This is a genomic window from Arthrobacter sp. BK1 (genome assembly GCF_056680055.1).
Genome location: NZ_CM155263.1, coordinates 2,904,228 through 2,927,075, shown reverse-complemented (window position 1 = coordinate 2,927,075; position 22,848 = coordinate 2,904,228). Strand labels below are relative to the sequence as shown.

The window sequence follows — 22,848 nt, the reverse complement described above, 5'->3', positions numbered from 1 at the left end:
CGTTGTAAAATATGGCTGAGGGGCTGATCTGCCCGGACTTCTGCAGGGGGATGTGGCATGGCTGCAACGCTTCACGACGTGGCCCGTGTGGCAGGGGTGTCTTTCAAGACCGTTTCAAACGTCATCAACAACCACCCCCATGTCCGGGACACTACCCGCGCCAAGGTTGAACAGGCCATCCAGGAGCTCGGTTACCGGCCCAACCTGACCGCCCGCAGCCTTCGGTCGGGGCACACGGGCGCCATTACCCTGGCCCTCCCGCAGCTGAGCCTGCCTTACTTCGCCGAACTCGCCGACGCCGTCATCGAAGCGGCAGCAAAGCACGGCCTGGTGGTGCTGATTGAGCAGACCGGCGCCAGCAGGGAACGTGAACTCGAGGTCATGGCCAGCCCCCGGCTCAAAATGTCCGACGGCCTGATCTTCAGCCCGCTGGCTCTCGGGCAGGAGGACGTTGACCTGATCAAGGCCGATGTTCCGATGGTGCTGCTCGGCGAGCGCATCTTCGGCAGCGCCTCGGACCATGTCACCATGCAGAACGTCACCGCCGCACGGGCCGCCACCGAACACCTGCTGGACATGGGCAGGAAGCGGATCGCCGTGGTGGGCGCCCATGAGGGGGAAGTCATCGGTTCAGCCGGCCTGCGTCTCCGCGGATACCGGGAGGCGCTGGAGGCCCGGGGCATTCAGTACGACGACGGCATCGTCGCCTATGTTGTCGACTGGCACCGGTCCAACGGTGCGGCCGCGATGCATGACCTGCTGGACCGCGGCGCCACCTTCGACGCCCTCTTCGGGCTCAATGACACCCTCGCGCAGGGTGCCGTGCGGGTCCTGCAGGAAGCCGGGTACCGCGTGCCGGACGACGTTGCCGTGATCGGCTTCGACGACCTCGATGAAACCCGGTACTCCCTGCCCACGCTGAGCACCGTGGACCCCGGCCGGACCGAGATCGCCGAGACTGCCATCCGGATGCTGATGGAGCGGATCAAGGACCCCACAGGCATGCCTCCCCGGGAAATCGAGACGGAGTTCCACGTGGTCCCGCGCGAATCGACGGTGGGCACCGGTCCGGCGTAGCCGCTCCGGCATCTGCTTCACGCAGGCGTTTAACTGATCACAGGAGCCGCGGGCATGGGCGCGTCCAGGAAGGTCGTCACCACCTCCTGCACCAGAGCCGTCCTCGCGAGCCCGAAGAAATGTGTTGTCCCGGGAAACACTGCAAGCTGTGACGCGGGCACCCCTTCAAAGTCGCCGTTCACATCTCCCCCGCGTAGCTGGAGGAACCGCACGGCATGCTCAAGCCTGACCATGTCGCAGTCGCCCACGGTGATCAATGTTGGGGCGGCGATTCCGCGGATCTCCTCATCACTCCACCCAACGGAGCCGGCGTCGTAGCGGCCGAGTTTGTCCAACAGCCCCTGCAGGTGCCCGCGGTCCGGGTGCGGTGACACGCTCAGGTAGCGTTCTTCCAATGGTGTGCCGGCGATCATGTCCACGGTCATGGACTCGAGCGCATCCGCATTCTCGCCCCGGTCGCCCTCGGGACGGAAGGATATGGAGGAGGCGACGAGTTTGCGCACGAGCTCCGGACGCGTGACCGCCAGGTGCAGTGCGACCGCCCCGCCCACGCTGAACCCAAAGACATCGACTTCACGGATTCCCAGATGTTCAAGGAGCCCGATGACGTCGGATGCCAGGTCGCGGGTGTTCAGTGGCCGGTCGATGTCATTGGTCCGGCCGTGGCCCTGGAAGTCCGCGGCGATGCCCCTGCGGCCCGCCGACAAGCCCGGGATCAGCGAGCCGAATTGCTGCTCGATATCGAACAGCCCGCCGTGCAGGAGCAGCAGCGGTGTGCCGCCGGAACCGTGCAGCTCGTAATACATCCGCAGGCCGTTGACGGGGGCATACCCCATTTCGGGTGCTGCAGCCGTTCCTTCAGGCATCAGCCGGTCCTCCTCCGCGTTCCGGGTCGTTGTGGTCCCGCTCCATGTGGAGGCGGGAACTGGCTCGACCACACGTAAAAATTATGGCGGCATCAGCTGCCCCCGCGCAGCAGAACCGCAAGCCGGCCTCCATCCGGGAAGACACTTGGGTGCCTGCCCCAGGGAGCAAGGTAATGTCGGAGACCTGGGCTTGAGAGTCCGGCAGGAAGCGCGGATACCTAACACCTGTTAGGAGGAGTCGACAATGATGTCTGAAAAGACACCAGGGCAACCTTCGCCGTCGCATGGGCTGCGCTCCCGCAGTGGACTCTCACCACTCACGCGGCGTTCCCTGCTGTGCCTCACGGGACTGGCTGTGGCGGGAGCCACCGTGGGAGCCTGGCCACGGCTGACCGGGAGCGATATCCCGGGCCGTGGCAGCAAGGCCCTGAACGTCGCCATCCTTGGAACGGCAGCAGATGCGGCGGCCCGCCAGCATCTGGTTCAGGCCTTTAATACCGCACATCCTGATATTCCGGTCCAGGTGCAGGCCATTCAGGGCGCGGACTGGAAGGATTTCTTCACCAAAATTCTCACCATGGTCGCCGCCGGAACCCCGCCGGATGTGGTCTACGTGGCCACCGAGGGCGCCCAGCTGTTCGCTGACAAGCTCGCCGAGCCGCTGGATGGTTACGTCCGCCGGGACGCTGCCGACATGAGCGAATACTTCGATGACGTTCATCCGAGCCTGCTGGAAGCCTTTATGTACCAGGGCAGCCTCTACCAGCTTCCGCTGGACTGGAACGCTGCGAACATCTACATGAATACCACCATCTTCGCCGAGGCCGGGCTCGACCGGCCGAAGGACGATTGGACGCAGGATGACTTTAGCGCCACTCTGCGCGCCCTGCGGCGGGCCCGCCCAGCCGATTTCACCCCGTACTACTGGACCAACCGGCTTTTCGGCGGAGTTGTGCCATGGCTGTACGCCAACGGCACCAGCTTCCTTACCGAAGCCAAGGCTTCCGGCGGGGACTGGGTTTGGGATCGTTTTTACCCCAACGACCCAGCCCGGGCGACCCGCGGAGGCGGCTATCAATGGCTGGCCCCCAACGCCGAAGACGGGCGGGTTATCGAGACCATCGACTACCTGCGCGAACTCGTTGCCGAAGGACTGGGCGTGCGTCCTGAATCCGGGGGCGGCAACGCCCTGGTTGGTTTGTTCGGCAACAACCGCATCGGCACCACGCCGGCAGGTGGTTACTGGGCGCAGGGCCTGCACGATGCCGGAATGACCGCCGATCAGTTTGATGTGCAGTTCTTCCCCCGCTGGCGCACCCAGCGGCATCAGTTCGGCGCTGCCGGCTACGCGATCACGCGCACGGCGAAGGACAAGGACGCAGCCTGGGAATGGGTTAAGTTCTGCGCCAGCCGGGAAGCAATGCAGTTGGCCATTCCGAAGCCGAACACCACTCCGGCCCGCCGTTCGATGGTCAACCAGTCCTTTTACGCGGCCACCGGGCCCAACCATTGGAAAGTCTTCTACGACACTCTCGACAGGTTCCCCACTAGCGGCCCCATCCCCGCGCCGCCCCAGCAGGCTGCGGTCGAAACTGCTCTGATGAAAAACATTTCCACCGCCGTCAGCGGCAACTCCGCCGACGTGCGGGCCGCGATGGGCACCCTGCAGCGCGATCTCGAACTGGCTCTGAGGAGGAACCTTTGACCGCCGCTTCCACAACTCCCCGCCGCACCGTAAAACCATCGGCCGCACGCCGCTCGTTCGCGGAGCGGTGGCTGGCCATGATTTTCCTTGCTCCCACAGTGCTCGGGATGGCCCTGTTCACCTTCCTGCCGATCATCGGCTCGCTGGTCCTTGCCTTCTTCCGCTGGGACATCATTTCAGCACCCCAGTTCATCGGTTTCGCCAACTTCACCTCACTGGCAGAGGACCCCACCGTCCGCGTGTCCTTCCTGAACACCATCGCGTTCGTCATTGTCGCAGTGGTCCTTCAACTGGGCATCGCACTAGGTCTGGCGTCCATGCTGCAGGCCAGAATGCCGTCCTGGCTGAGGGTATTCCTCCGTTCCGTCTTCTTCTTTCCGCTGGTCCTTTCCGCCGCGTCGGTGTCCATCTTCATGCGGTACATGTTCAACGAACAGTTCGGCGTCGTGAACTGGCTCCTGTCCCTGACCGGTCTTCCCGCAGTGCCGTGGCTGACCAGTCCTGTCGCATCCGCAGCTGTGGTGGTTCTGGTCTATGTATGGCAGAACTTCGGATTCTCCTTTCTGCTCTTCCTCGGCGCCATGACCAACATTCCCAAGGAACTGCACGAGGCAGCGGACCTGGACGGCGCCACAGGCTGGAAACAGTTCAGCAATGTAACACTTCCGCTGATCAGCCCCACGGTGCTCGTCGCCTCCGTCATGGCAATGATCAGCGCACTGCAGGTCTTCGACCAGCCCTACGTCATGACCAACGGCGGTCCAGGGGATTCCACCCGTACCGCTGTCATGGTGATTTTTGAATCCGCCTTCCAGCAATTGGAGTTCGGCCAAGCCTCGGCCATCGGCCTGGTGCTCACCGTGCTCATCCTTGCCGTCACCGCCCTGCAATTCCGGCTTAGCCGCCGCTTCGTCTTCTACCAGTGAGGTCCCTCATGTCCAGCCAGTCCCTGCACACCGGGACCGACGAGCATCCCGGTTCCACCGCCGGCACGCCGCCCACCCACAACCGCCGGCGCAACCGCCGCCTGCCCGCGGTTGGAACCGTCGGCAGGTACGCCGCTCTGGCCTTGGCTGCCGCGCTGACCCTCGGCCCCGTGCTGTGGACCCTGTCCACTTCACTGCGCACGCCGTCGGAATCATTCAACCTGCCGCCGTCCTTCCTGCCCGTCAATCCTGACTTCACCGCCTACCAGGAAGTGTTCAGGCAGATCAATGTGGGCGTCCTGGTCCTGAACAGCGCCCTGGTGACCGGGCTGATCGCGCTTGGCCAGATGGCTTCGGCCACTCTGGCCGGCTACGCGTTCGCCCGCCTGGACTTCCGCGGCAAGAATGCCATCTTCTCTTTGGTGCTGGCCACCATGATGGTCCCGGTGCAGGTCACCATCGTTCCGGTATTCATGCTCATCCGGGGGATGGGCCTATCCGATACACTGCTGGCCCTGATCCTGCCGGCCATCCCCACCGCCTTCGGCACCTTCCTGATGCGCCAATACTTTATGGGCCTTCCACATGACTTTGCGGAAGCGGCCGCCCTGGATGGTGCCGGACCGTGGCGGATCTTCCGTTCCGTTTACGCACCAATGGCGGCCCCCGGCATGGCCATCGTCGGGATCCTTGCCTTCAACTTCCACTGGAACGAGTTCTTCCGGCCGCTGATCCTCACTATCAGCGAACAGAACTTCACTCTTCCCCTCGGCCTGGTCACGCTCCAGGGAAGCCTCGGCACCGGGAGCATCTCCGTGGTCCTCGCCGGTGTCATCCTGTCCATGCTGCCCGCACTGGTGGTGTTTATCTTCGGCCAACGCACCCTGCGCGAAGGCCTCACGGCCGGGGCGGGCAAATAACCCCTTGACAGCTTCTTAGTAACGCGAGTAACCTCGATCACACGCACTAGTAACGCGCGTTACTCACGCGAAAGCATCAACGACGAGCACCGGAGCATTCAATGGCGAAGACCACCACCCCGAACCATGCCGGGGCTGCGCGGCAACGTGGCGTCACCATGAAAGACGTCGCCGAGCATGCCGGAGTCTCCCGGACCGCGGTCTCGTTTGTGCTGAGTAACCGCGAAAATGCCAGCATCTCCGAGGAGACCCGCGCTCGGATCAGTGAAGCTGTTCAGGCCTTGGGCTACCGCCCGAATGCCGGAGCGCGTGCACTGGCATCCCAACGAAGTGACTGGTACGGAATTGTCACCGAGATCGTGACGGCACCGTTCGCCGTCGACATCATCAAAGGTGCACAAGACCAGGCCTGGCTTGACCGCAGGTTCCTGCTCATCGCGCCCTCCGACCAGGCCGACGCCGCAGGGCCGAACCAAGGCCTGGAAGACGCCGCAACCGAAAAGCTGCTGGAACAACGGGTGGAAGGACTTCTCTACGCAGCCACCTACCACCGTGGCGTGCATGTGCCCGAAAGCGCCAAGGAAGTACCCACAGTTCTGATCAACTGCTTCGACGCGGACGGGAAGCTGCCCTCGATTGTCCCGGACGAACGTGCCGGCGGCCGCGTCGCCGTCGGACGTTTACTCCAGGCCGGCCACCGCAGAATCGGAGTCATCAACCTGGACCCGGACATCCCCGCCGCAGTCGGGCGTTTGGAGGGTGCCCGCGAAGCACTCGCCGAAGCCGGCCTCGAGTTGGACCCGGAGCTCGTGGTGCCCGGCCATGCAACGGCAGACGGCGGGTACGAAGCCGCGTGCCGAATCTTGGACCGCTACCCACAAAAGGACAGGCCAACCGCGCTGTTCTGCCTCAACGACCGCATGGCGATGGGCGCCTATGACGCCATCAAGGAACGGGGCCTGACCATCCCCGGAGACATCGCCGTCATCGGTTTCGACAACCAGGAGCTGATTGCGGCCTATCTGCGGCCCAAACTGACCACGGTTGCGTTGCCGTTCGAAAAGATGGGCGCACTGGGAGTCCAGACGCTCGCAGCTCTTACAGCAGGACAGCCGATAATTGCCGACCAGCAATTAGTCGACTGTCCGCTGTTAGAACGCTCCTCGGTCTGACCGCGAAATCAAGGTCCGAAGAGCCAACCCCTTACCCACCACTTCACCTCGCTGATGAAGACAGGAAAGAGATAACCATCATGACACAACCCCGATTTTTCAGGGCTGCCCGCATCACCACGGCCGGGCTGGCGGTAGGCGCACTGCTGCTGACCGGCTGTGCAGCCACCGTCAACAAGCCTGCCGGCACCGACGCCGCGGCGAACGCCAGCGCCTTTCTCACCATTCCGCGTGAGGACATGGGCACGTTCGTGCAGAACTTCAACCCGTTCGCGCCCACCGTCAACCCCATGGTCCAGCAGTCCATCTATGAATCCCTGCTGATCTTCAACCCGGCCAAGGGAGACACTGTGCCCTGGCTCGCCACCGAGTGGAAGGCCGCCGACGACGGAAAATCCATCACCTTCACCCTGCGCGACGGCGTGAAGTGGTCCGATGGTCAACCACTCGTGGCCGAGGACGTCGCGTACACGTTCGAGCTGCAGAAGAAGATCAAGGGTGGTTACGACTACCTGGATAGCGTTGCTGCCGAAGGCGCCAACAAGGTCACCTTCAACTTCAACAAGCCTTGGTCCCCGGCCCTCTACGACGTCGGACAGCTCACCATCCTGCCCAAACACGTCTGGTCCGCGCTCGCAGACCCGGAGAAGGATGCCAACGCCAAGCCCGTCGGCACCGGACCGTACACCGAAGTAGACAGTTTCCAGGCCCAGTCCTTCGTGCTGAAGAAGAACCCCAACTACTGGCAGCCGGAAAAGCAGAGGATCGCCGGTATCAAGATGCTCGCCTTCGCAGGGAACGACGGCGCCAACCTCGCCGCCGCGAACGGCGACGTGGACTGGGCTCCGCAGTACATCCCGAATATCGAAAAGACGTTCGTTTCCAAGGACAAGGAGCACCGCCAGTACTGGTTCCCGGCGACGGGCGCCATGATCAACTGGCAGCTCAACACCGCCAAAGCCCCCTTTAACGATGTTGATGTCCGGAAGGCCCTGAGCATGGCCGTTGACCGCGAACAGGTCACCAAGATCGGCATGAGCGGCTACGCCAAGCCTGCAGACTGCACCGGACTGTCCGGCAACTATGAGGCCTGGAAGAGCAACGAGGTCAAGGACAACTGCACCTGGACCAACCTGGATATCCAGAAGGCCAACGGGCTGCTGGACAAGGCGGGCTACCCGAAGGGTGCTGACGGCAAGCGCACGCTCAAGGACGGCAAGCCCTTCGAATTCAAGATCTCCGTGGGCGCGTCTTCTTCTGACTGGCTGTCCGTGGCCAACGTGATCTCCCAGAACCTGGCCGAGGTGGGCGTCACTGCCAAGGTGGACTCCCCGGACTGGGCTGCCGTGGTGGCCGGCTACGAGACGGGCGAGTTCGACTCCGGCATCGTCTGGAGCGCCAACGACCCCAGCCCGTACAAGTACTTCAACACCTCCATGGGCACGGCAACCGTGAAGCCGGTGGGCACCAAGACGTTCGACAACTACCACCGCTTCGGCGATGCCACAGCCGACGCCCTGCTCGCAGAGTTCGCGGCCGCGGCCGATGAGTCCAAGCAGAAGGACATCGCCAACAAGCTCCAGGAAGAGTACAACGACGCCGCACCGCTGGTGCCGCTGTTCTCCGGTCCGGAATGGGGTGCCTTCAACGACACCCGCTTCACCGGCTGGCCCACCGAGGGCAACCCTTACGCCACGCTTTCGGTCCGCGCACCCACTACGGTGCTGGTGCTGACCTCGCTGGAACCGCGCAAGTAGCTCCCCACCGCCTCCCTGGCGGCGTGGGCCCACCGCGCACCACTGCTGGCCGCCGGATCATCCGGCGGCCAGCCCCCCAAACTTTCCGCAATTCCCGAATGGAGGGAAACCGTGCGCTTCATCCTGCGCCGCCTGGGTTTCTACCTGATCGCCTTCTGGGCATCCATTACCCTGAATTTCCTGCTCCCGCGCTTCATGCCAGGGGACCCCGTCTCCCGCATGTTCGCCCGCTCCCAGGACAGAATGCAGCCCGAACAGATCGAGGCCCTGCGCAAGCTGCTCGGCGTTGACGACCGGCCGCTCTGGGAGCAATACATCGACTACCTTCACAACATCTTCACCGGCCAGATGGGCGTCTCCATCTCACGTTTCCCCACCCCGGTCACCGAGGTGATTTCGTCCCAGATCGGCTGGACCCTCCTGCTCGGTGGAACCGCACTGGTGATTGCCGCCGTCGCGGGTAATCTGCTGGGCATCCTCGCCGCTTGGCGGCGGGGTGGCGCCATCGATTCGGTCCTGCCGCCGGTGTTGGTGTTCATCGGTTCGTTCCCCTACTTCTGGCTCGCGATGGGTGCGCTGTACCTGTTCGGTGTGGTGCTGGGTTGGTTCCCGATCCGCCACGCGTTTACGGCCGGCCTGGAGCCCGGGTTCACCTGGGAGTTCATCGGGGACGTGGGAGCGCACCTTGTGTTGCCGGCGTTGACGATCGTGCTGGTCTCCATCGGCGGCTGGATGCTGGGCATGCGCAATACGATGATCGCCACCAATTCCGAGGACTACATCACCATGGCCGAGGCCAAGGGTCTCCGTCCCAGCCGCATCATGCTCCGCTACGCGGCACGGAACGCCATGCTCCCATCGGTCACGAGCTTCGGCATGGGCCTGGGATTCGTGGTGGGCGGTGCGCTGCTGACCGAGGTGGTGTTCGCCTATCCCGGCGTCGGCTACCAACTCCTTAACGCCGTCCAAGGCCTCGACTATCCCCTGATGCAGGGCCTGTTCCTGACCATTACCGCCGCAGTGCTGCTGGCGAACTTCCTGGTGGACATCCTCTACGTCCGCCTCGACCCGCGCGTGCGCAGCAACTAGAGGGACCGAATATGACAACCGTAATTCTGCAGCAGCCCGGCAAGGCGGCCGGCAAAACCACAGCTGCCCGCAAGCCCAACCGCAGCTTCGTCCACGGCCTCCTCAGCAACAAGAAGGCCCTGACGGGCATGGCCGTGATGCTCGTCTTCATCGCGCTGGCCCTGCTGGCGCCGGTACTGTTCCCCGGCGACCCGTCGCGGATCACCGCCATGGCCTCGCTGGAACCATCTCCAGAGCACTGGCTGGGAACTACAGCCAAGGGACAGGACGTGCTCGCGCTGACGGTCCACGGCTCCCGGAGTTCCCTGTTCGTTGGACTGACGGTGGGCTTCGCGTCCACCTTCATCGGCATCCTGGTGGGACTTGCCTCCGCGTACTTCGGCAGGTTCATCGACGAAGCACTGTCCCTGGTAACCAACATCTTCCTGCTCCTTCCCGGACTGCCGCTCCTGGTCATTTTGGCCGCGTTCCTGCCCCCGGGCCTGGGCACGGTGATTCTTGTCCTCGTCGTCACCGGCTGGGCAGGCTCAGCACGCGTCCTGCGCTCACAGGCTTTATCCATCCGCTCCAAGGACTTTGTGGCCGCGGCCGTGGTGTCCGGCGAAGGGGCCGGCCGGATCATGTTCCGCGAAATCCTGCCCAACATGGCCTCGATCGTGATGGGAACGCTGCTCGCCTGCGTGATCTACGGCATCGGCGCCCAAGCGGGGCTGGAGTTCCTGGGCCTGGGCGATGTCAGCACAGTCTCGTGGGGCAACAATCTGTTCTGGGCCGGCAACGAAGGCGCCCTGCTCACAGGCAGCTGGTGGGTTTTCGTGCCCTCGGGCGTTTGCATCGCGCTGGTCGCCTTCGCCCTCGCCCTCATCAACTACGCCGTGGACGAGGTCACCAACCCGCGGCTGCGGAAGATCAAAACCCCGAAAGATACCGAAAGGATCGCCACGAAATGACCATCTCCCAAGTGTCCTTCGGGTCCCACGAAGCCGTCCTGGACGTCAAGGACCTCACCGTCAAGTACATCGGCGACACCCGCTCCACCACCGCCGTCGACCGCGTTTCCTTCAGCATCGGCACCGGTGAGGTGTTCGGCCTCGCGGGAGAGTCCGGCTGTGGAAAGTCCACCATCGCCAACTCGATCATGCGGCTCCTGAAGGACCCCGCAAAGATCGCAGGCGGCAGCATTTCCTTCGGCGGCAAGGACGTCCTGGCCATGAGCCCGGAGGAGTTGCGGCGCTTCCGCTGGCAGGACGTGGCCATGGTCTTCCAGTCAGCCATGAACTCGCTCAATCCGGTGCTGACCATCGGCGAACAGATCGTAGACATCTTCACTACCCATGCCGGCTACTCGCGCAAGGAATCCCTGCGCCGCGCGGGCGAACTGCTGGAACTCGTGAGGATCGACCCCGCACGCCTCAAGTCCTATCCGCACCAGCTCTCGGGCGGCATGCGTCAAAGGGCTGTGATTGCGATGGCCGTGGCGCTCAAGCCGTCGCTGCTGATCCTCGACGAACCCACCACGGCGCTGGACGTGGTGGTGCAGCAAGAGATCATGGCGCAGATCAAGGAACTTCAGCGCGAGCTGGGCTTCTCCGTCCTCTTCATCACGCACGACATGTCGCTCATGGTGGAACTCTCACACCGCATGGCCGTGATGTACGGCGGCAGGATTGTGGAGACTGCGAAGGCCCAGGACGTCTACGCCAACCCCCTCCACCCCTACACTCAGGCGCTGATGGGCGCGTTCCCGCCGCTCACCGGCCCGCGGGTTCCGCTGACGGGCCTGCCCGACGGCGTGAAGTTCCGAAACATCCCCGACCTCAGCGAGTCGGCACCCGGCCATTTTGTGGCTCCGGTTGGTGCCGACGCTTCAGTGGTTGATTCCGTAAACCTGGCAGGAGCCGCACGATGAGCCACTCCTTAGCGTCCCCCTTGGCTGGTTCCACCACCAGCACCCCCGCCCTCGAAATTCGTGGCCTGGGTAAGTCATTCCCCGTTGGAGGGCTGTTCTCCCGCGAGTCGGTCCGCGCCTTGCACGGCATCGACCTGACTCTTGGCCGCGGCGAAATCGTGGCGCTTGTCGGAGAATCCGGTTCCGGCAAGAGCACCTTGGCCCGCTGTGTTGCCCGGCTCGAGAAGCCGGGCGCCGGCACGATCCTGATCGACGGCGTCGACATCCTCAAACGCGATCGCTTCCAGGCGTCCCGTGCGTTTCGATCCCAACTGCAGATGGTCTTCCAGGACCCCTTCGGTTCCTTGAACCCGGCTCACAGGATCGAGCATTTCCTGCGGCGTTCGCTGGCGATCCACGGCAAGAGTGGCGGTTCCGAGGAGGAGACCCAGCGTCGGCTCGAAGTGCTGATGACCACTGTTGGCTTACAGGCCGACATGCTGAACTCGTATCCGCACGAGCTCTCCGGCGGGCAGCGCCAACGCGTTGCGATCGCCCGGGCCCTCGCCGTTGAACCACAAGTCATCCTGGCCGACGAGCCCACCTCCATGCTGGATGTTTCCGTCCGGATCGGCGTGCTGAACCTGATGCGCAAGCTCCGCGACGAGCAGGGCATTTCCATGCTCTACATCACCCACGACCTCGCGTCCGCCCGCTACCTCGCGGACCGGACGGCAGTCATGTTCGCCGGTGAAATCGTCGAGGAAGGCGAGTCCCTGGACCTGCTGTCAAACCCCGCGCACCCCTACACGCAACTCCTGGTTTCGGCTGTCCCGGACCCCGCCCGGGCAGGCTCGTACGATCCTGTCCGCCGGGCCGAACTGCGCCAAGCGGTCATGGCATCGACGAATTGCGCTTTCGACGGCGACCCGAACCAGGCCTGTTCGGCCGAAGAACCCGTGCGCCATCAGGTTGGAGACCCCGAAAACCACCACTGGGTCCGCTGCCACCTCTACAAGCCGTGGGCTGCTGCCGACGGCCACGCCTTGGCGGGCGAACCGGCCCTGGCCACCGAACGGACTGAAATGAAGGCCTCCTCATGACTGAACTGACCCACCCGCTCGCCACCATTCCACAGGATGAGCTGGTTGCCCGCGCCGAGGCCGACCCCCTCCGGCCACGCTTCCATTTCGTGTCACCAGCCGGTTGGCTCAACGATCCCAACGGCGTCAGCCAGTGGAACGGCACTTACCACCTCTTCTACCAGTACAACCCGGAGGGCGCTTTCCACCACCGCATCCAGTGGGGTCACACCACCAGCACCGACCTCGTCACCTGGACGGACAAGCCCATTGCCTTGGAGCCGTCCGAAGGACCCGACGCCGAGGGCTGCTGGTCGGGGGTATTGGTGAATGACGCCGGCACGCCCACCCTGGTGTACTCGGGGCGGTCCGAAGGCAAGGAGTTGCCCTGCGTCGCCGTAGGATCACCGGACCTTCTGAGCTGGACCAAGGTCCCCGAAAATCCCGTGATTGCAGCCCCGCCAGCTGGAGTGGACACCACCGCATACCGCGATCACTGCGTATGGCGGGAAGGAACGAAGTGGCGGCAGTTGGTGGGTTCAGGCATCCGCCAGCGCGGCGGTACGGCGTTCCTGTACGAGTCCTCTGATCTGCGGTCGTGGGACTACATCGGGCCGCTGTTCATCGGTGATGCCTCACAGGGCGATCCTGCGGACACTGACTGGACGGGAACCATGTGGGAATGTGTGGACCTGTTCCGGGCGGGTCAGGGTTCGCTGGGGTCTGTGTCTTCTGACGGCTCGCCGGATGTGCTGGTCTTCTCCGCCTGGGACGACGGCGACACGCGCCACCCGCTGTACTGGACCGGCCGATACGCCGGGGATGCTTTCGAGCCCAAGGCGCTGCACCGGCTGGACTACGGAGGCCGCTTCTTCTACGCACCGCAATCGTTCCAGGACGAGGCCGGACGGCGTGTCATGTTCGGCTGGATGCAGGAAGGCCGCAGTGATGCGGCGATGGTGGAGGCCGGCTGGTCGGGCGTCATGAGCCTGCCGCGACTCGTCACGATGGCTGACGACGGCACGCTCCGGTTCGCACCCGTACCCGAAATCAACAAGCTGCGCCGTGACCACACACGCCTGCCGGGACAGGTCTTGACCGGTGCCCTGGTCCCCTTGGACATCGGCTTGTCCGGGAACCAACTCGACCTGGAACTGGACGTCCAACTCGCTCCGGGCGCTCTGCTGCGGCTGGGTGTACTGGGCTCCACCGGGGGAAGCAACTCCGACAACCCAACCGAGGAAACGGTCATCGAACTGCGCAGGGCGACTGACGGCACCGGCAATGGCGCGCTCCACTTGGACCGCACTCGAAGCAGCCTCGATCCAACCGTTGACGTGGAGGACAAGTCCGGACCAGTCCCCATGCCCGAAGGGCGGGTCCACCTGCGCGTAATCCTCGACCGATCCGCCGTCGAAATTTTTGCAAATGGTATCCCGCTCACTGCCCGCGCCTACCCCACCCTGGGTGGGGAACGCGTCAGCCTTGCCGCCGAAGGCACGGTGCAGATGCGCTCCCTCGATGCCTGGACCATGGCCGAAATCCATGAGGGTACCCGGACCCTTTTCCCCTGACGCGGGGCAGTACATCAAAAACGCACTCATAAGCAGCATCGAAGCTGCCCAGAAAGAAGAAGGAACTCATGGAAGATTCACCCGCGGTCTCTCGTCGTTCACTCCTTACCGGAAGCGGGGTGGTTGCACTCAGCGGATCGCTGGCACTTTCAACAGCGTTCGCCGAATCCGCCACAGCCGTGCCGGCAAAGACACCTGAACCCGCGTCAAGCGGCTCAATGTCACAAGGAACACGCCGGATGCGCCCGGCCTATCACTTCAGCGTCCCGGACAACTGGAAGAACGACCCCCAGCGCCCCATCTACCTGGACGGGGAATACCACTACTACTACCTGTACAACGCTGACTACCTGCGGGGCGGCGGAGGCACATCATGGCGCCGCGCGACCACCACGGATCACATCGTGTTCACTGACCACGGCGTGGCCATCCCCAAGTTCAGCAACACCAACGGCGACTGCTGGTCAGGATCCCTTGTGGTCGACAAGCGGAATACCGCCGGATACGGCGAGGGTACGGTGATCGCCCTCGTGACGCAGGCGCCCGAAGGCCGCCAGGCCCAGTACCTCTGGTACTCGACCGACCGCGGACGCTCGTTCCAGGCCGCCGGCACGGAACCGGTATTACCGAACCCCGGAGTGCATGACTTCCGCGATCCCAAAGTGATCTGGGACGCTGACCGCGGGCGATGGTTCATGGCGAATGCCGAGGGGCAGAAGCTCGGCTTCTACGTTTCCGCCGACCTGCGATCCTGGCAGCGCGTCGGCGAGTTTGTACGCACCGATCTGGGCGTGCTGGAATGCCCTGATATCTTCCGCATGACCGCTGACGACGGCAGCTCCCATTGGATCCTCGGCACGAGTGCCAACGGCAAAAGCCGCGGCCTGCCCGCAACCTACGCGTACTGGACCGGTGCCTTCGACGGCACATCGTTCACGCCTGATCAGCCGGAACCCGAATGGCTGGACTATGGCTATGACTTTTACGGAGCAGTCACCTATCCACATCACGACCCCTCGGGTGCGGAAGATGAGACCCTCCGCAGGGCAATCGGGTGGGCGAACTTCTGGGATTACCCCCACAACACGCCGACCCTTGAGACCGACGCCTACAACGGCGATGACATGATCGTGCGCGACGTCCGCCTCAAAAAGGCGGACGGTGGGTACCACCTCGTCTCCGCCCCCACGTCGGCGCTGGAAAATCATGTCAAGCGCACCCACCTCCTGGGCGACATCGTTGTAACGGGCACCCGCGACCTCGACGTCCGCTCACCCGCTTATGACCTCACCTGCGAGCTTGTATGGGACCCCGCCTCCCCACCCGCCAACGTGGGTCTTGAAGTATGCCGTGCAGAGGGTGGCGGCCGGCATGTCGCCGCCGGCGCATTCCTGCGAGGTCCCTTCGCCTACCTCAACAGGCGTCCCACCATCAACCCAACCGGCGGCGAGACTAAGACTCCGATCGACCCCTCGACAGGACGGCTCACCCTCCGCATCCTCGTGGACCTCACGAGCGTGGAAATGTTCGTCGGAGACGGACGGGTGGTGCACTCGCACCGCGTATTCCCTCTTGCAGGCGACAACGGAATCCGGCTTTACGCGCATGAAGGAGCGGCCACCTTCCGGAACCTGACCCTTCGCGAAATCAAAGCAACGCACCCCCGATAATCACCTTCCACGAGATACAGAGATGGAATACCTCAAAGGAGCGCGGGGCGACGTCCGCCAGACGCCTGACGTGATCGTTGTATCAGCCAAGCGCGACGGCGGACCAGGACACGGGCGGCAGGGTCACCGTGAGCGTACCCTCCTCCAGGACCGCGCCGTCGAGTTGTTTCAGGCCCACCCGGTTCTGGTCCTGGAGCGTGTTCTTGGCGTAGACGTCCGCATCGTGCAGGGTCACGGCTTCGGTGATCACCGTGGCGTTGAGGTCCGAGACGTTGACGGTGACATCGATCGATTCGGTCTGGCTGCGGTTCACGAGGAAGAGGGCGGATTCGCCGGTGGCTGCGTCGGCGGTTGCCACCGCGTCCACCAGTGGGGCATCCCCGTAGACCGCCGTTGAGTAGGTGCCCGCGTCGATCCGGGGACGAAGCACCTCCCCCTTGGCCAGCCGGGACGTCACTGAGAACGGGAAGAACGTGGTCTGGCGCCAGGTGTCGCCGCCCGGTTCGGTCATGATCGGCGCGATGACGTTGACCAACTGGGCGAGGGAGGCGGCCGCGACGCGGTCATGGTTCTTAAGCAGCGTGATCAGCAGGTTGCCGAACACCACGGCGTCCGCCACGGAGTAGATGTCTTCCAGCTGGCGCGGCGCGTGGGTCCATTCCTCGTTGACCTCGTCGGAGGCCTGGTGCTCATCCAGGTACCAGATGTTCCACTCGTCGAAGGAGAGCTGGATGGTCTTCTTGCTCTTGAGCTTGTGTTTGACGTGGTCTGCGGTGGCCACCACCGTCTCGATGAAGTACTGCATGTCCAGCGACGATGCGAGGTAGGAGCCGAGGTCTCCGTTGCGCTCCTGGTAGTAGGCGTGGCAGGAGATGTAGTCCACGTAGTCGTAGCTCTGCTCCAGGACCACCCGCTCCCATTCGCCGAACGTGGGCATCGAGGACCCGGACGAGCCGCACACCACCAGCTCCAGGTCCTTGTCCGCCGTCTTCATCGCGGAGGCAGTGCGAGCGGCGATCTTGCCGTAGTCTTCCGCGGACATGTGGCCGATCTGCCACGGGCCGTCCATCTCATTGCCCAGGCACCACATGCGGATGTTGTAAGGGTCCTTGGCGCCGTTCGCGATGCGCTGCTCGCTCAGCGTGGTGCCGGAGGGGTGGTTGGCGTATTCGAGCAGGTCAAGGGCCGCTTCGATGCCCCGGGTGCCGAGGTTGACGGCCATCATCAGCTCGGAGCCGGTGAGCTTGCACCAGCGCGCGAACTCTTCCAGCCCCACCTGGTTGGACTCGAGCGAATGCCAGGCGAGGTCGCGGCGGACGGGACGCTTCTCGCGGGGGCCCACGCCGTCTTCCCACCGGTAACCGGAAACGAAGTTGCCGCCCGGGTAGCGGATGGTGCTGGAGCCGAGTTCCTTGACCAGCTCGATGACGTCCAGCCGGAACCCGTCCTCGTTGGCCGTCGGGTGGCCGGGCTCGTAGATCCCGTCGTAGACGCAGCGTCCGAGGTGTTCCACGAAAGAGCCGAAGATCCGCCGGCTGACGGGGGCCACAACGGCGGACCGGTCGATGGTGATGAGAGTGGGTGCCACAACAGCCAAGTCGGTCTGGTCAGCAGCAGCGGAGGTGATGGTCACGGTTCATTTCCTGTTCTGTATAACGTTGTAGAGAAGTGAATGGTCAAAACTATCGAAGGGGTAAGGAGCGGCCTCAGGCAGGCGAAAGGGCCTCATGTACAGGTCCGGAGGCTTCCAGCCCGGCAAGACGACGCCCCACCAGCCAGCCGGCGATCAGCAAGTGCACGGAAGCACCCACGAGGGGTACCAGGACCCCGGCCCCGGAGAAGACGACGACTGCCGCCACGATGGTTACCAGCAGGGAGAGGCTCATGGCCGGTGAGACGAGCGGGAGCATGAACGCGGTCCGCCACGTGCTGGTGACCGAGTCCCGGTACCGGCTGCAGAGCGTCACGGCCGTCGCGGCCGCGGTGGCTGTACCCGCCGCGGCAACGATGGTGAGGACAAGCAGCACTGCATGCCCGGCCGGAGCCATAGGTGTCCCGGCCGGTCCCAGCAGTGCCAGGACGTTGAGGACAAGCACGACGCCGGCGAGCCAGAAGATGCTCCCCACCCGGTTGGCGTGCCGGAACTGGAAGCGGTAGGCAGTGATGAAATCCCGGACCACGTGGTCCCCGGCAGAGCCGCCGCGCAGCCTGGCGAGGACGGTTGTGGCCGCGACGGCGGCGGGGAAGAAACCCAAAATCCCGAGGCCCGCCAGGGTTCCCGCCACAAACAGCACGTTGACGAGGACCAGCCGGGTCAGGAAGCGGAGCCAGTCCATCAGGCGTCCGGCCCACCCCAATGACTGGTCACTCATAGCAGCACTTCCTTGGTCCCGCTCCAGGCCACGCCCTGCTGGTCGATCCCGCTGAAGGAGAGCGCAGGCCGGCTCCGCGCCCAGTCCCAGGAGCCGAACAGCACCGCATCGAGCTCGATTGCAGCCCCGGATCCGTCCTGGGCTCCCGCAATGCGCAACGTGGCCTGGACCGGCGATCCATCGGATACCTCGGGTCCAGGGCCAACCGACTGGAGCTCTCCGGCGACAGCCGGCACCAACGCAGTGGACTCAGGATCGAAGCGGAGCAGCTGCCATGTTCCGGCTACGGACTCCGGCCCGGCCAAGACTTCGCTCCCCTGGCCGGCATATGGCTGGGGTGAGACCACCGGCCAGCCGGCTGCGTTGAAGAACAGACGGCGCAGCTGTGCAACATGCTGGGTGGGGTCCGCGGCGAACCTGGTGTGGTGGACCAGGAAGTGCTCCGGTTGGCCGTCGGGGCCGTCCTGGGTGAGGACCGAATTGTGCCCCGGGGCCAGCCAGCCGGTGCCGCCGTCGAACTGGTAACTGCCCAGCACCTTGGTGCCGGCCAGCGCCGGCGGAATCTCCGGGTCGGTCAGGGAATGGCCGCGGGCATCGCGGTACGGGCCGGTGATGTCGTCCGCCACTGCCACCCGGACGTTGTACGTGCTGAAGAGCGAGTCGTAGGAGGTGAAGAGGACGTAGCGGTCTTCTTCCGGACGGTAGAGGATGAAGGCGCCCTCCACCGCGCCTTCCACGGACTGTGACCGGCGGGCAATGCAGGTTCCGGGATCCCCCGGCTCCAGTGGCTCCCCGGTGGCACCGTCCAGGGGCAGGATGTGGATGCCTGAGAAGAAGGAGCCGTAGGTGAGCCAGGGCGCACCAGCCGCATCGAAAACCACTGCGGCATCGATGGCGTTCTGGGAATGCTCTCCGGAACGGGTAGCTACAACGGGTCCGCGGTCCTCCCACGGCCCCGCAGGTGATTGCGCCACGGCCAGGCCGATTGCCGAGGTGTTGGAGCCGAAGGTGGAGGCAGAGTAGTACATGTGCCAACCTCCAGCGGGCCAGCGCACCACCTCGGGCGCCCACAGTCCCCGCGCCCCGGACCAATCCGCGGCAGGTGACGGCACGCCGTCGAACGCTGTCCCTGCGTAGGTCCAGTCCACCAGGTCCGGCGAGGTCCTGATATGGACTCCGGCGGGAACAACCCGGGCATTCGCCACCGCATCCGTGGAGAACATGTAGTAGGTGCCGTCGCCGTCGCGGACAACTGTGGGGTCGTGGGCGTGCCGCAACCCCCAGGCGGAAGGATTACCCGTGTCCGTGCCCGGCAGGGGAAGCAGCTCCTCCACGGTGCTGATATCTGCAGTGGTCATGCTCAGCCCTTTGATCCGGACAGCGCGATGGATTCGATGATCTGGCGCTGGAAGACAATGAACACGATCAGCACCGGCAGCAGTGCCACAAACGAGGCGGCCATGATCAGCGGGTAATCCGTCTGGATGGCGTACTGGGCGTTGAAGTTGGCAATCACCAGCTGGAGGGTCTGGGTGCCCGGCGAGTTCAGGTAGATGATGGGCGCCAGGTAGTCGTTCCAGACGGCCATGAACCAGAGGATGAACTGGGCGGCCAGCGCCGGACGGATGGCCGGCATGATGAGTGCCCAGAAGATCTGCAGGTAGGAGGCGCCGTCGATCCGCGCCGCTTCAACAATGGAGTCCGGAATGCTGTTCAGGAACTGGCGCAGGAAGAAGATCATGATGATGTTGCCGAACAGCCCGGGCACAATCAGCGGCAGCAGGGTATCCACCCAGCCGATGCCGGCGAAGATGGTGAACTGCGGAATCATCAGCGTGGGGAACGGGATCATCAGGCCGGACAGGAGCCCCAGGAACAGGACGTTCTTGAACGGCATCCGCATCTTGGCAAACGCGAAGGCTGCCAGTGCCGAGGTCAGCGAACCGATGATGGTGACGGAGCAGGCAACGATCAGGCTGTTCTGGATGCCGGTCAGGAGCGGGCCGGCCGTCCAGATCCGGGCGTAGTTCTCCCACACGAACGGATCCGGAATCCACTGCGGCGGCAGCTCGAAGACACCGTCCTTGGTCTTGAGCGACGTGGAGAAGGTCCAGGCCAGCGGCGCGATCATGATGACCGCGCCCAGGCTGAGGACGAGGGTGGTCAGGATATTGCCCAGGCGGAGTGTGTCCTTGCCGGACCGCGGGCCCTTGGCTGCCGGACGCGGGCCGGACGTGCCTGCGCCGTTGGTACCGCCCGGGATTTCCTGCGTGGGTTCCAGGGGAGGGGTGGTGATGACGTTCTGTGCGGACATGACTGCCTGCCTCAATCGATCGAAAACTGGTTGCGGCGGTTGAGCCGGAACTGGATGAAGGTAATGATGAACACCAGCAGCCCCAGGACAACCGACATGGCCGAGGCGTAGCCCATCTGCAGGTTGTCGAACGCTTTCTGCCAGATGTACCAGACGATGGAGGCCGATTCGAACTCGGGTCCGCCGGTGGGGGTCATGATGTTGATCTCCACGAAGATCTGCGAGCCGCCGATGATGGACGTGACAATCAGGAAGAAGGTGACCGGCGCCACCATGGGGATGGTGATGTGCCGGAACTGCTGCCAGGCGGTGGCGCCGTCGAGGGCGGCCGCCTCGTAGAGGTACCGCGGCACGGACTGCAGGGCAGCCAGGTACAGGAGCATGGAATACCCCAGGCCCTTCCAGATGGCCATGATGATCAGTGCAGGCTTCACGGTGGCGGTGTCCTGCAGCCAGTTGGGACCGTCGATTCCCACCAGTGCCAGGCCCTGGTTGATGAGGCCGAAGTCGCCGTTGAAGGCCCACTGCCACAGGATGGCGACGGCGGCAATGGAGGAGATGACGGGAAGGTAGTAGACAGTGCGGAAAAAGGTTGTTCCGCGCATCTTCCGGTTCATGGCAAGGGCCAGTGCCAGGGAGATGACCAGGCCGATGGGGATGCCGATCATCATGAACAGGGTGTTCCAGAGCGACTTCAGGAAGTAGCGGTCGCCGAACATCTTGGTGTAGTTGTCCAGGCCCTTGAAGACAGGGGCCGAGATGCCGTTCCAGTTGGTGAAGGACGCGTACACGGAGAACAAGAGCGGGAACAGTGTGAAGAGGAGGAACCCGATCACCGGTATGGCGACGAAGAGCAGCGCGGCCTGGTGTTCCTTCCGGTGGAGCCGCGAGCGTCGCGGGCGCGTAATGGTCGTCATACCGGTGATCACAGCCCTAGTTGCCGGCCTGCTGGTTGGCGGCGTCCAGGAATTCCTGCATCCTGGGCTGTGCTTCCTTCAGGTAGTCGGCGGCGGTCTGCTTGCCGTCCAGGACGGGCTGGATGTTGGTGAACAGTTCGTCGTACCACTCGGCATTGAAGGTGTTGCCGCCCGGCAGGGCCCGGCCGTAGTCCTTCACGATCTCCAGGAATTCGGCCTTGTTGGCAGGCTTGGTGGTGGTATCGGCAGCCCAGGTCTCAGCCATGTCCTTCAAGTTGGGAATCTGGATGCCCGCATCCACGAGGCTCTGCTGGGCTTCCTTGTTCGCGGTGAGGTATTCCACGAGTTTTACTGCCTCTTCGGGGTACTTGGTGCTCTCGGAAACAGCGACGCCAAGGCTTCCGATCCAGCTGGCCGTCTTGCCGCTGTCACCGGCGGGGTAAGGAATCACGTCCCACTCGAAGCCCAGCTTCTGGTAGGTGGAGAGGTCCCAGGGTGCGATGGGGAAAAAGCCGATCTCACCCTTCATCCAGCGCTGGTAGGTGTCCAGGGTCTGTGCCTCGGCCACCGAAGGCGTCACGCCGTGTACATTCTGCAGGTCCGCGAACCACTGCAGTGATTCGGCGAATTCCGGGGTGTCAACGGTGACTTTGGTCCGGTTCTCGTTGAGCCAGTCGCCGCCGTTGGACCAGACGAAGGGCTGAAGGTTCCACTGGACGTTCAGGCCTGTGCCCCACTGGTCCAGGGCGCCGTCGCCGTTGGTGTCCGCGGTGAGTTTCTTGGCGGCGGCCACGAATTCTTCGAAGGTGTAGGGCTTGTCCTTGTCCGGGAGGGGAATTCCGGCTTTCTCCAGCATGGTCTTGTTGTAGCCGAAGGAGAACGGTCCCACATCCTTGGGCAGCGCATAGATGGCGCCTTCGCCCACCAGCTTTCCGTCATAGCGGTAGCTGTCCACGCCGTACTCCCAGATATTCTCCAGGTCGATGGTGTCCGAGCCTTCCACGTACTCCGTGATGTCCTTGACGATCCCGTTCTGCACGTAGGCCTGGACGTCGCCGGGGCCGATGTAGAAGACATCGGGAACCTGCTTGCCGGCGATGGCAGCCTTCAGCTTGGTGGCATATTGGTCAGCCGTGGTGACTATGATGTCCACGTCCACACCGTTGGCGGCTTCAAACTGCTCAACGGCCTTTTCGTAGGCTTTCTTCTCGTCTTCACCTCCACGGAACATGAAAGTCAGCTTCTTCTCCCCGGTGTCCCCACCGGTCGGGGCGGAGCATCCGCCGAGCATCAGGCCGGCGGCGGTAAAAAGCGCCAGGGTTGCGGCTATGGGACGTGACTTCATCATCACGCAGTCCTTCCGGTTGGGTGGAGCAAGCAAGTTTATTGGGTGGTGCGGTAGTTGATGTTTGATATCCCACCCCACGGTCCGCGGTAGCGGTCCGGCATCCGGGGCCGGTTCTTTGCAACGTTGTAAGAAACAATCACACAGCCAATGAACAATCGTCAAGAGCCCGCG

General features: G+C 63.8%; 19 protein-coding genes. 12 read left to right on the top strand and 7 right to left on the bottom strand.

Annotated elements, in window-relative coordinates; all coding sequences use genetic code 11:
• The first annotated feature begins 57 nt into the window (after positions 1–57).
• Positions 58–1,077, top strand: a complete 1,020-nt coding sequence (locus AC1MCA_RS13260; protein ID WP_479797980.1) for a LacI family DNA-binding transcriptional regulator — start codon at positions 58–60, stop codon at positions 1,075–1,077.
• Between the two features lie 29 nt (positions 1,078–1,106).
• Here AC1MCA_RS13260 and AC1MCA_RS13255 read toward each other — a convergent pair whose 3' ends face one another.
• The gene (locus AC1MCA_RS13255; RefSeq protein WP_479797975.1) at positions 1,107–1,943 is read right to left on the bottom strand and encodes an alpha/beta fold hydrolase; all 837 of its coding nucleotides are present in this window, start codon (positions 1,941–1,943) and stop codon (positions 1,107–1,109) included.
• A gap of 244 nt (positions 1,944–2,187) precedes the next feature.
• Between AC1MCA_RS13255 and AC1MCA_RS13250 the strand changes: the two genes are divergently transcribed.
• The 11 genes from AC1MCA_RS13250 (at position 2,188) to AC1MCA_RS13200 (ending at position 15,726) form a co-directional block, all read left to right on the top strand.
• The gene (locus tag AC1MCA_RS13250; RefSeq protein WP_479797970.1) at positions 2,188–3,648 is read left to right on the top strand and encodes an ABC transporter substrate-binding protein; all 1,461 of its coding nucleotides are present in this window, start codon (positions 2,188–2,190) and stop codon (positions 3,646–3,648) included.
• Positions 3,645–4,574 carry a carbohydrate ABC transporter permease gene (locus tag AC1MCA_RS13245; RefSeq protein WP_479797965.1) on the top strand — a complete coding sequence of 310 codons (930 nt, stop codon included), beginning with the start codon at positions 3,645–3,647 and terminating at the stop codon, positions 4,572–4,574. The genes AC1MCA_RS13250 and AC1MCA_RS13245 overlap by 4 nt, the downstream gene beginning before the upstream one ends.
• An 8-nt stretch (positions 4,575–4,582) precedes the next feature.
• Positions 4,583–5,494 carry a carbohydrate ABC transporter permease gene (locus AC1MCA_RS13240; protein WP_479797962.1) on the top strand — a complete coding sequence of 304 codons (912 nt, stop codon included), beginning with the start codon at positions 4,583–4,585 and terminating at the stop codon, positions 5,492–5,494.
• A gap of 101 nt (positions 5,495–5,595) precedes the next feature.
• Positions 5,596–6,666, top strand: a complete 1,071-nt coding sequence (locus AC1MCA_RS13235) for a LacI family DNA-binding transcriptional regulator (protein ID WP_479797957.1) — start codon at positions 5,596–5,598, stop codon at positions 6,664–6,666.
• Between the two features lie 80 nt (positions 6,667–6,746).
• Positions 6,747–8,423, top strand: a complete 1,677-nt coding sequence (locus AC1MCA_RS13230; RefSeq protein ID WP_479797955.1) for an ABC transporter substrate-binding protein — start codon at positions 6,747–6,749, stop codon at positions 8,421–8,423.
• Positions 8,424–8,534: 111 nt separating this feature from the next.
• Entirely contained in the window at positions 8,535–9,512 is a 978-nt protein-coding gene (locus AC1MCA_RS13225) for an ABC transporter permease (protein ID WP_479797953.1), read from the top strand.
• Positions 9,513–9,523: 11 nt separating this feature from the next.
• Complete coding sequence (locus AC1MCA_RS13220) at positions 9,524–10,462, top strand: ABC transporter permease (RefSeq protein ID WP_479797951.1); 939 nt, start codon at positions 9,524–9,526, stop codon at positions 10,460–10,462.
• Positions 10,459–11,421 carry an ABC transporter ATP-binding protein gene (locus tag AC1MCA_RS13215; protein WP_479797949.1) on the top strand — a complete coding sequence of 321 codons (963 nt, stop codon included), beginning with the start codon at positions 10,459–10,461 and terminating at the stop codon, positions 11,419–11,421. Before AC1MCA_RS13220 ends, AC1MCA_RS13215 begins: the two co-directional genes overlap by 4 nt.
• Positions 11,418–12,503 (top strand): ATP-binding cassette domain-containing protein, encoded by a 1,086-nt coding sequence (locus AC1MCA_RS13210; protein ID WP_479797947.1) that lies wholly within the window; start codon positions 11,418–11,420, stop codon positions 12,501–12,503. Before AC1MCA_RS13215 ends, AC1MCA_RS13210 begins: the two co-directional genes overlap by 4 nt.
• Positions 12,500–14,056 (top strand): glycoside hydrolase family 32 protein, encoded by a 1,557-nt coding sequence (locus AC1MCA_RS13205; RefSeq protein WP_479797945.1) that lies wholly within the window; start codon positions 12,500–12,502, stop codon positions 14,054–14,056. Before AC1MCA_RS13210 ends, AC1MCA_RS13205 begins: the two co-directional genes overlap by 4 nt.
• Positions 14,057–14,295: 239 nt before the next feature.
• The gene (locus AC1MCA_RS13200; RefSeq protein WP_479797943.1) at positions 14,296–15,726 is read left to right on the top strand and encodes a glycoside hydrolase family 32 protein; all 1,431 of its coding nucleotides are present in this window, start codon (positions 14,296–14,298) and stop codon (positions 15,724–15,726) included.
• An 82-nt stretch (positions 15,727–15,808) separates the two neighbouring features.
• On the opposite strand, the gene arfA is transcribed toward AC1MCA_RS13200, so the two are convergent.
• The 6 genes from arfA to AC1MCA_RS13170 all read right to left on the bottom strand — a co-directional run bounded on the left by arfA (position 15,809) and on the right by AC1MCA_RS13170 (position 22,677).
• Positions 15,809–17,359, bottom strand: coding sequence for an arabinosylfuranosidase ArfA (gene arfA / locus AC1MCA_RS13195; RefSeq protein WP_479797941.1), 1,551 nt, complete (start codon positions 17,357–17,359; stop codon positions 15,809–15,811).
• A gap of 73 nt (positions 17,360–17,432) precedes the next feature.
• A complete protein-coding gene (locus AC1MCA_RS13190) occupies positions 17,433–18,098 on the bottom strand; it encodes a DUF624 domain-containing protein (RefSeq protein WP_479797939.1) in 666 nt (221 codons plus the stop codon).
• Entirely contained in the window at positions 18,095–19,456 is a 1,362-nt protein-coding gene (locus AC1MCA_RS13185; RefSeq protein WP_479797937.1) for a family 43 glycosylhydrolase, read from the bottom strand. Before AC1MCA_RS13185 ends, AC1MCA_RS13190 begins: the two co-directional genes overlap by 4 nt.
• A gap of 2 nt (positions 19,457–19,458) precedes the next feature.
• Complete coding sequence (locus AC1MCA_RS13180; protein ID WP_479797935.1) at positions 19,459–20,412, bottom strand: carbohydrate ABC transporter permease; 954 nt, start codon at positions 20,410–20,412, stop codon at positions 19,459–19,461.
• Positions 20,413–20,423: 11 nt separating this feature from the next.
• On the bottom strand, positions 20,424–21,329 hold the full coding sequence (locus AC1MCA_RS13175) for a carbohydrate ABC transporter permease (protein WP_479797933.1): 906 nt from the start codon (positions 21,327–21,329) through the stop codon (positions 20,424–20,426).
• 16 nt (positions 21,330–21,345) lie between these two features.
• A complete protein-coding gene (locus tag AC1MCA_RS13170) occupies positions 21,346–22,677 on the bottom strand; it encodes an ABC transporter substrate-binding protein (RefSeq protein ID WP_479797931.1) in 1,332 nt (443 codons plus the stop codon).
• Between the last annotated feature and the right edge of the window lie 171 nt (positions 22,678–22,848).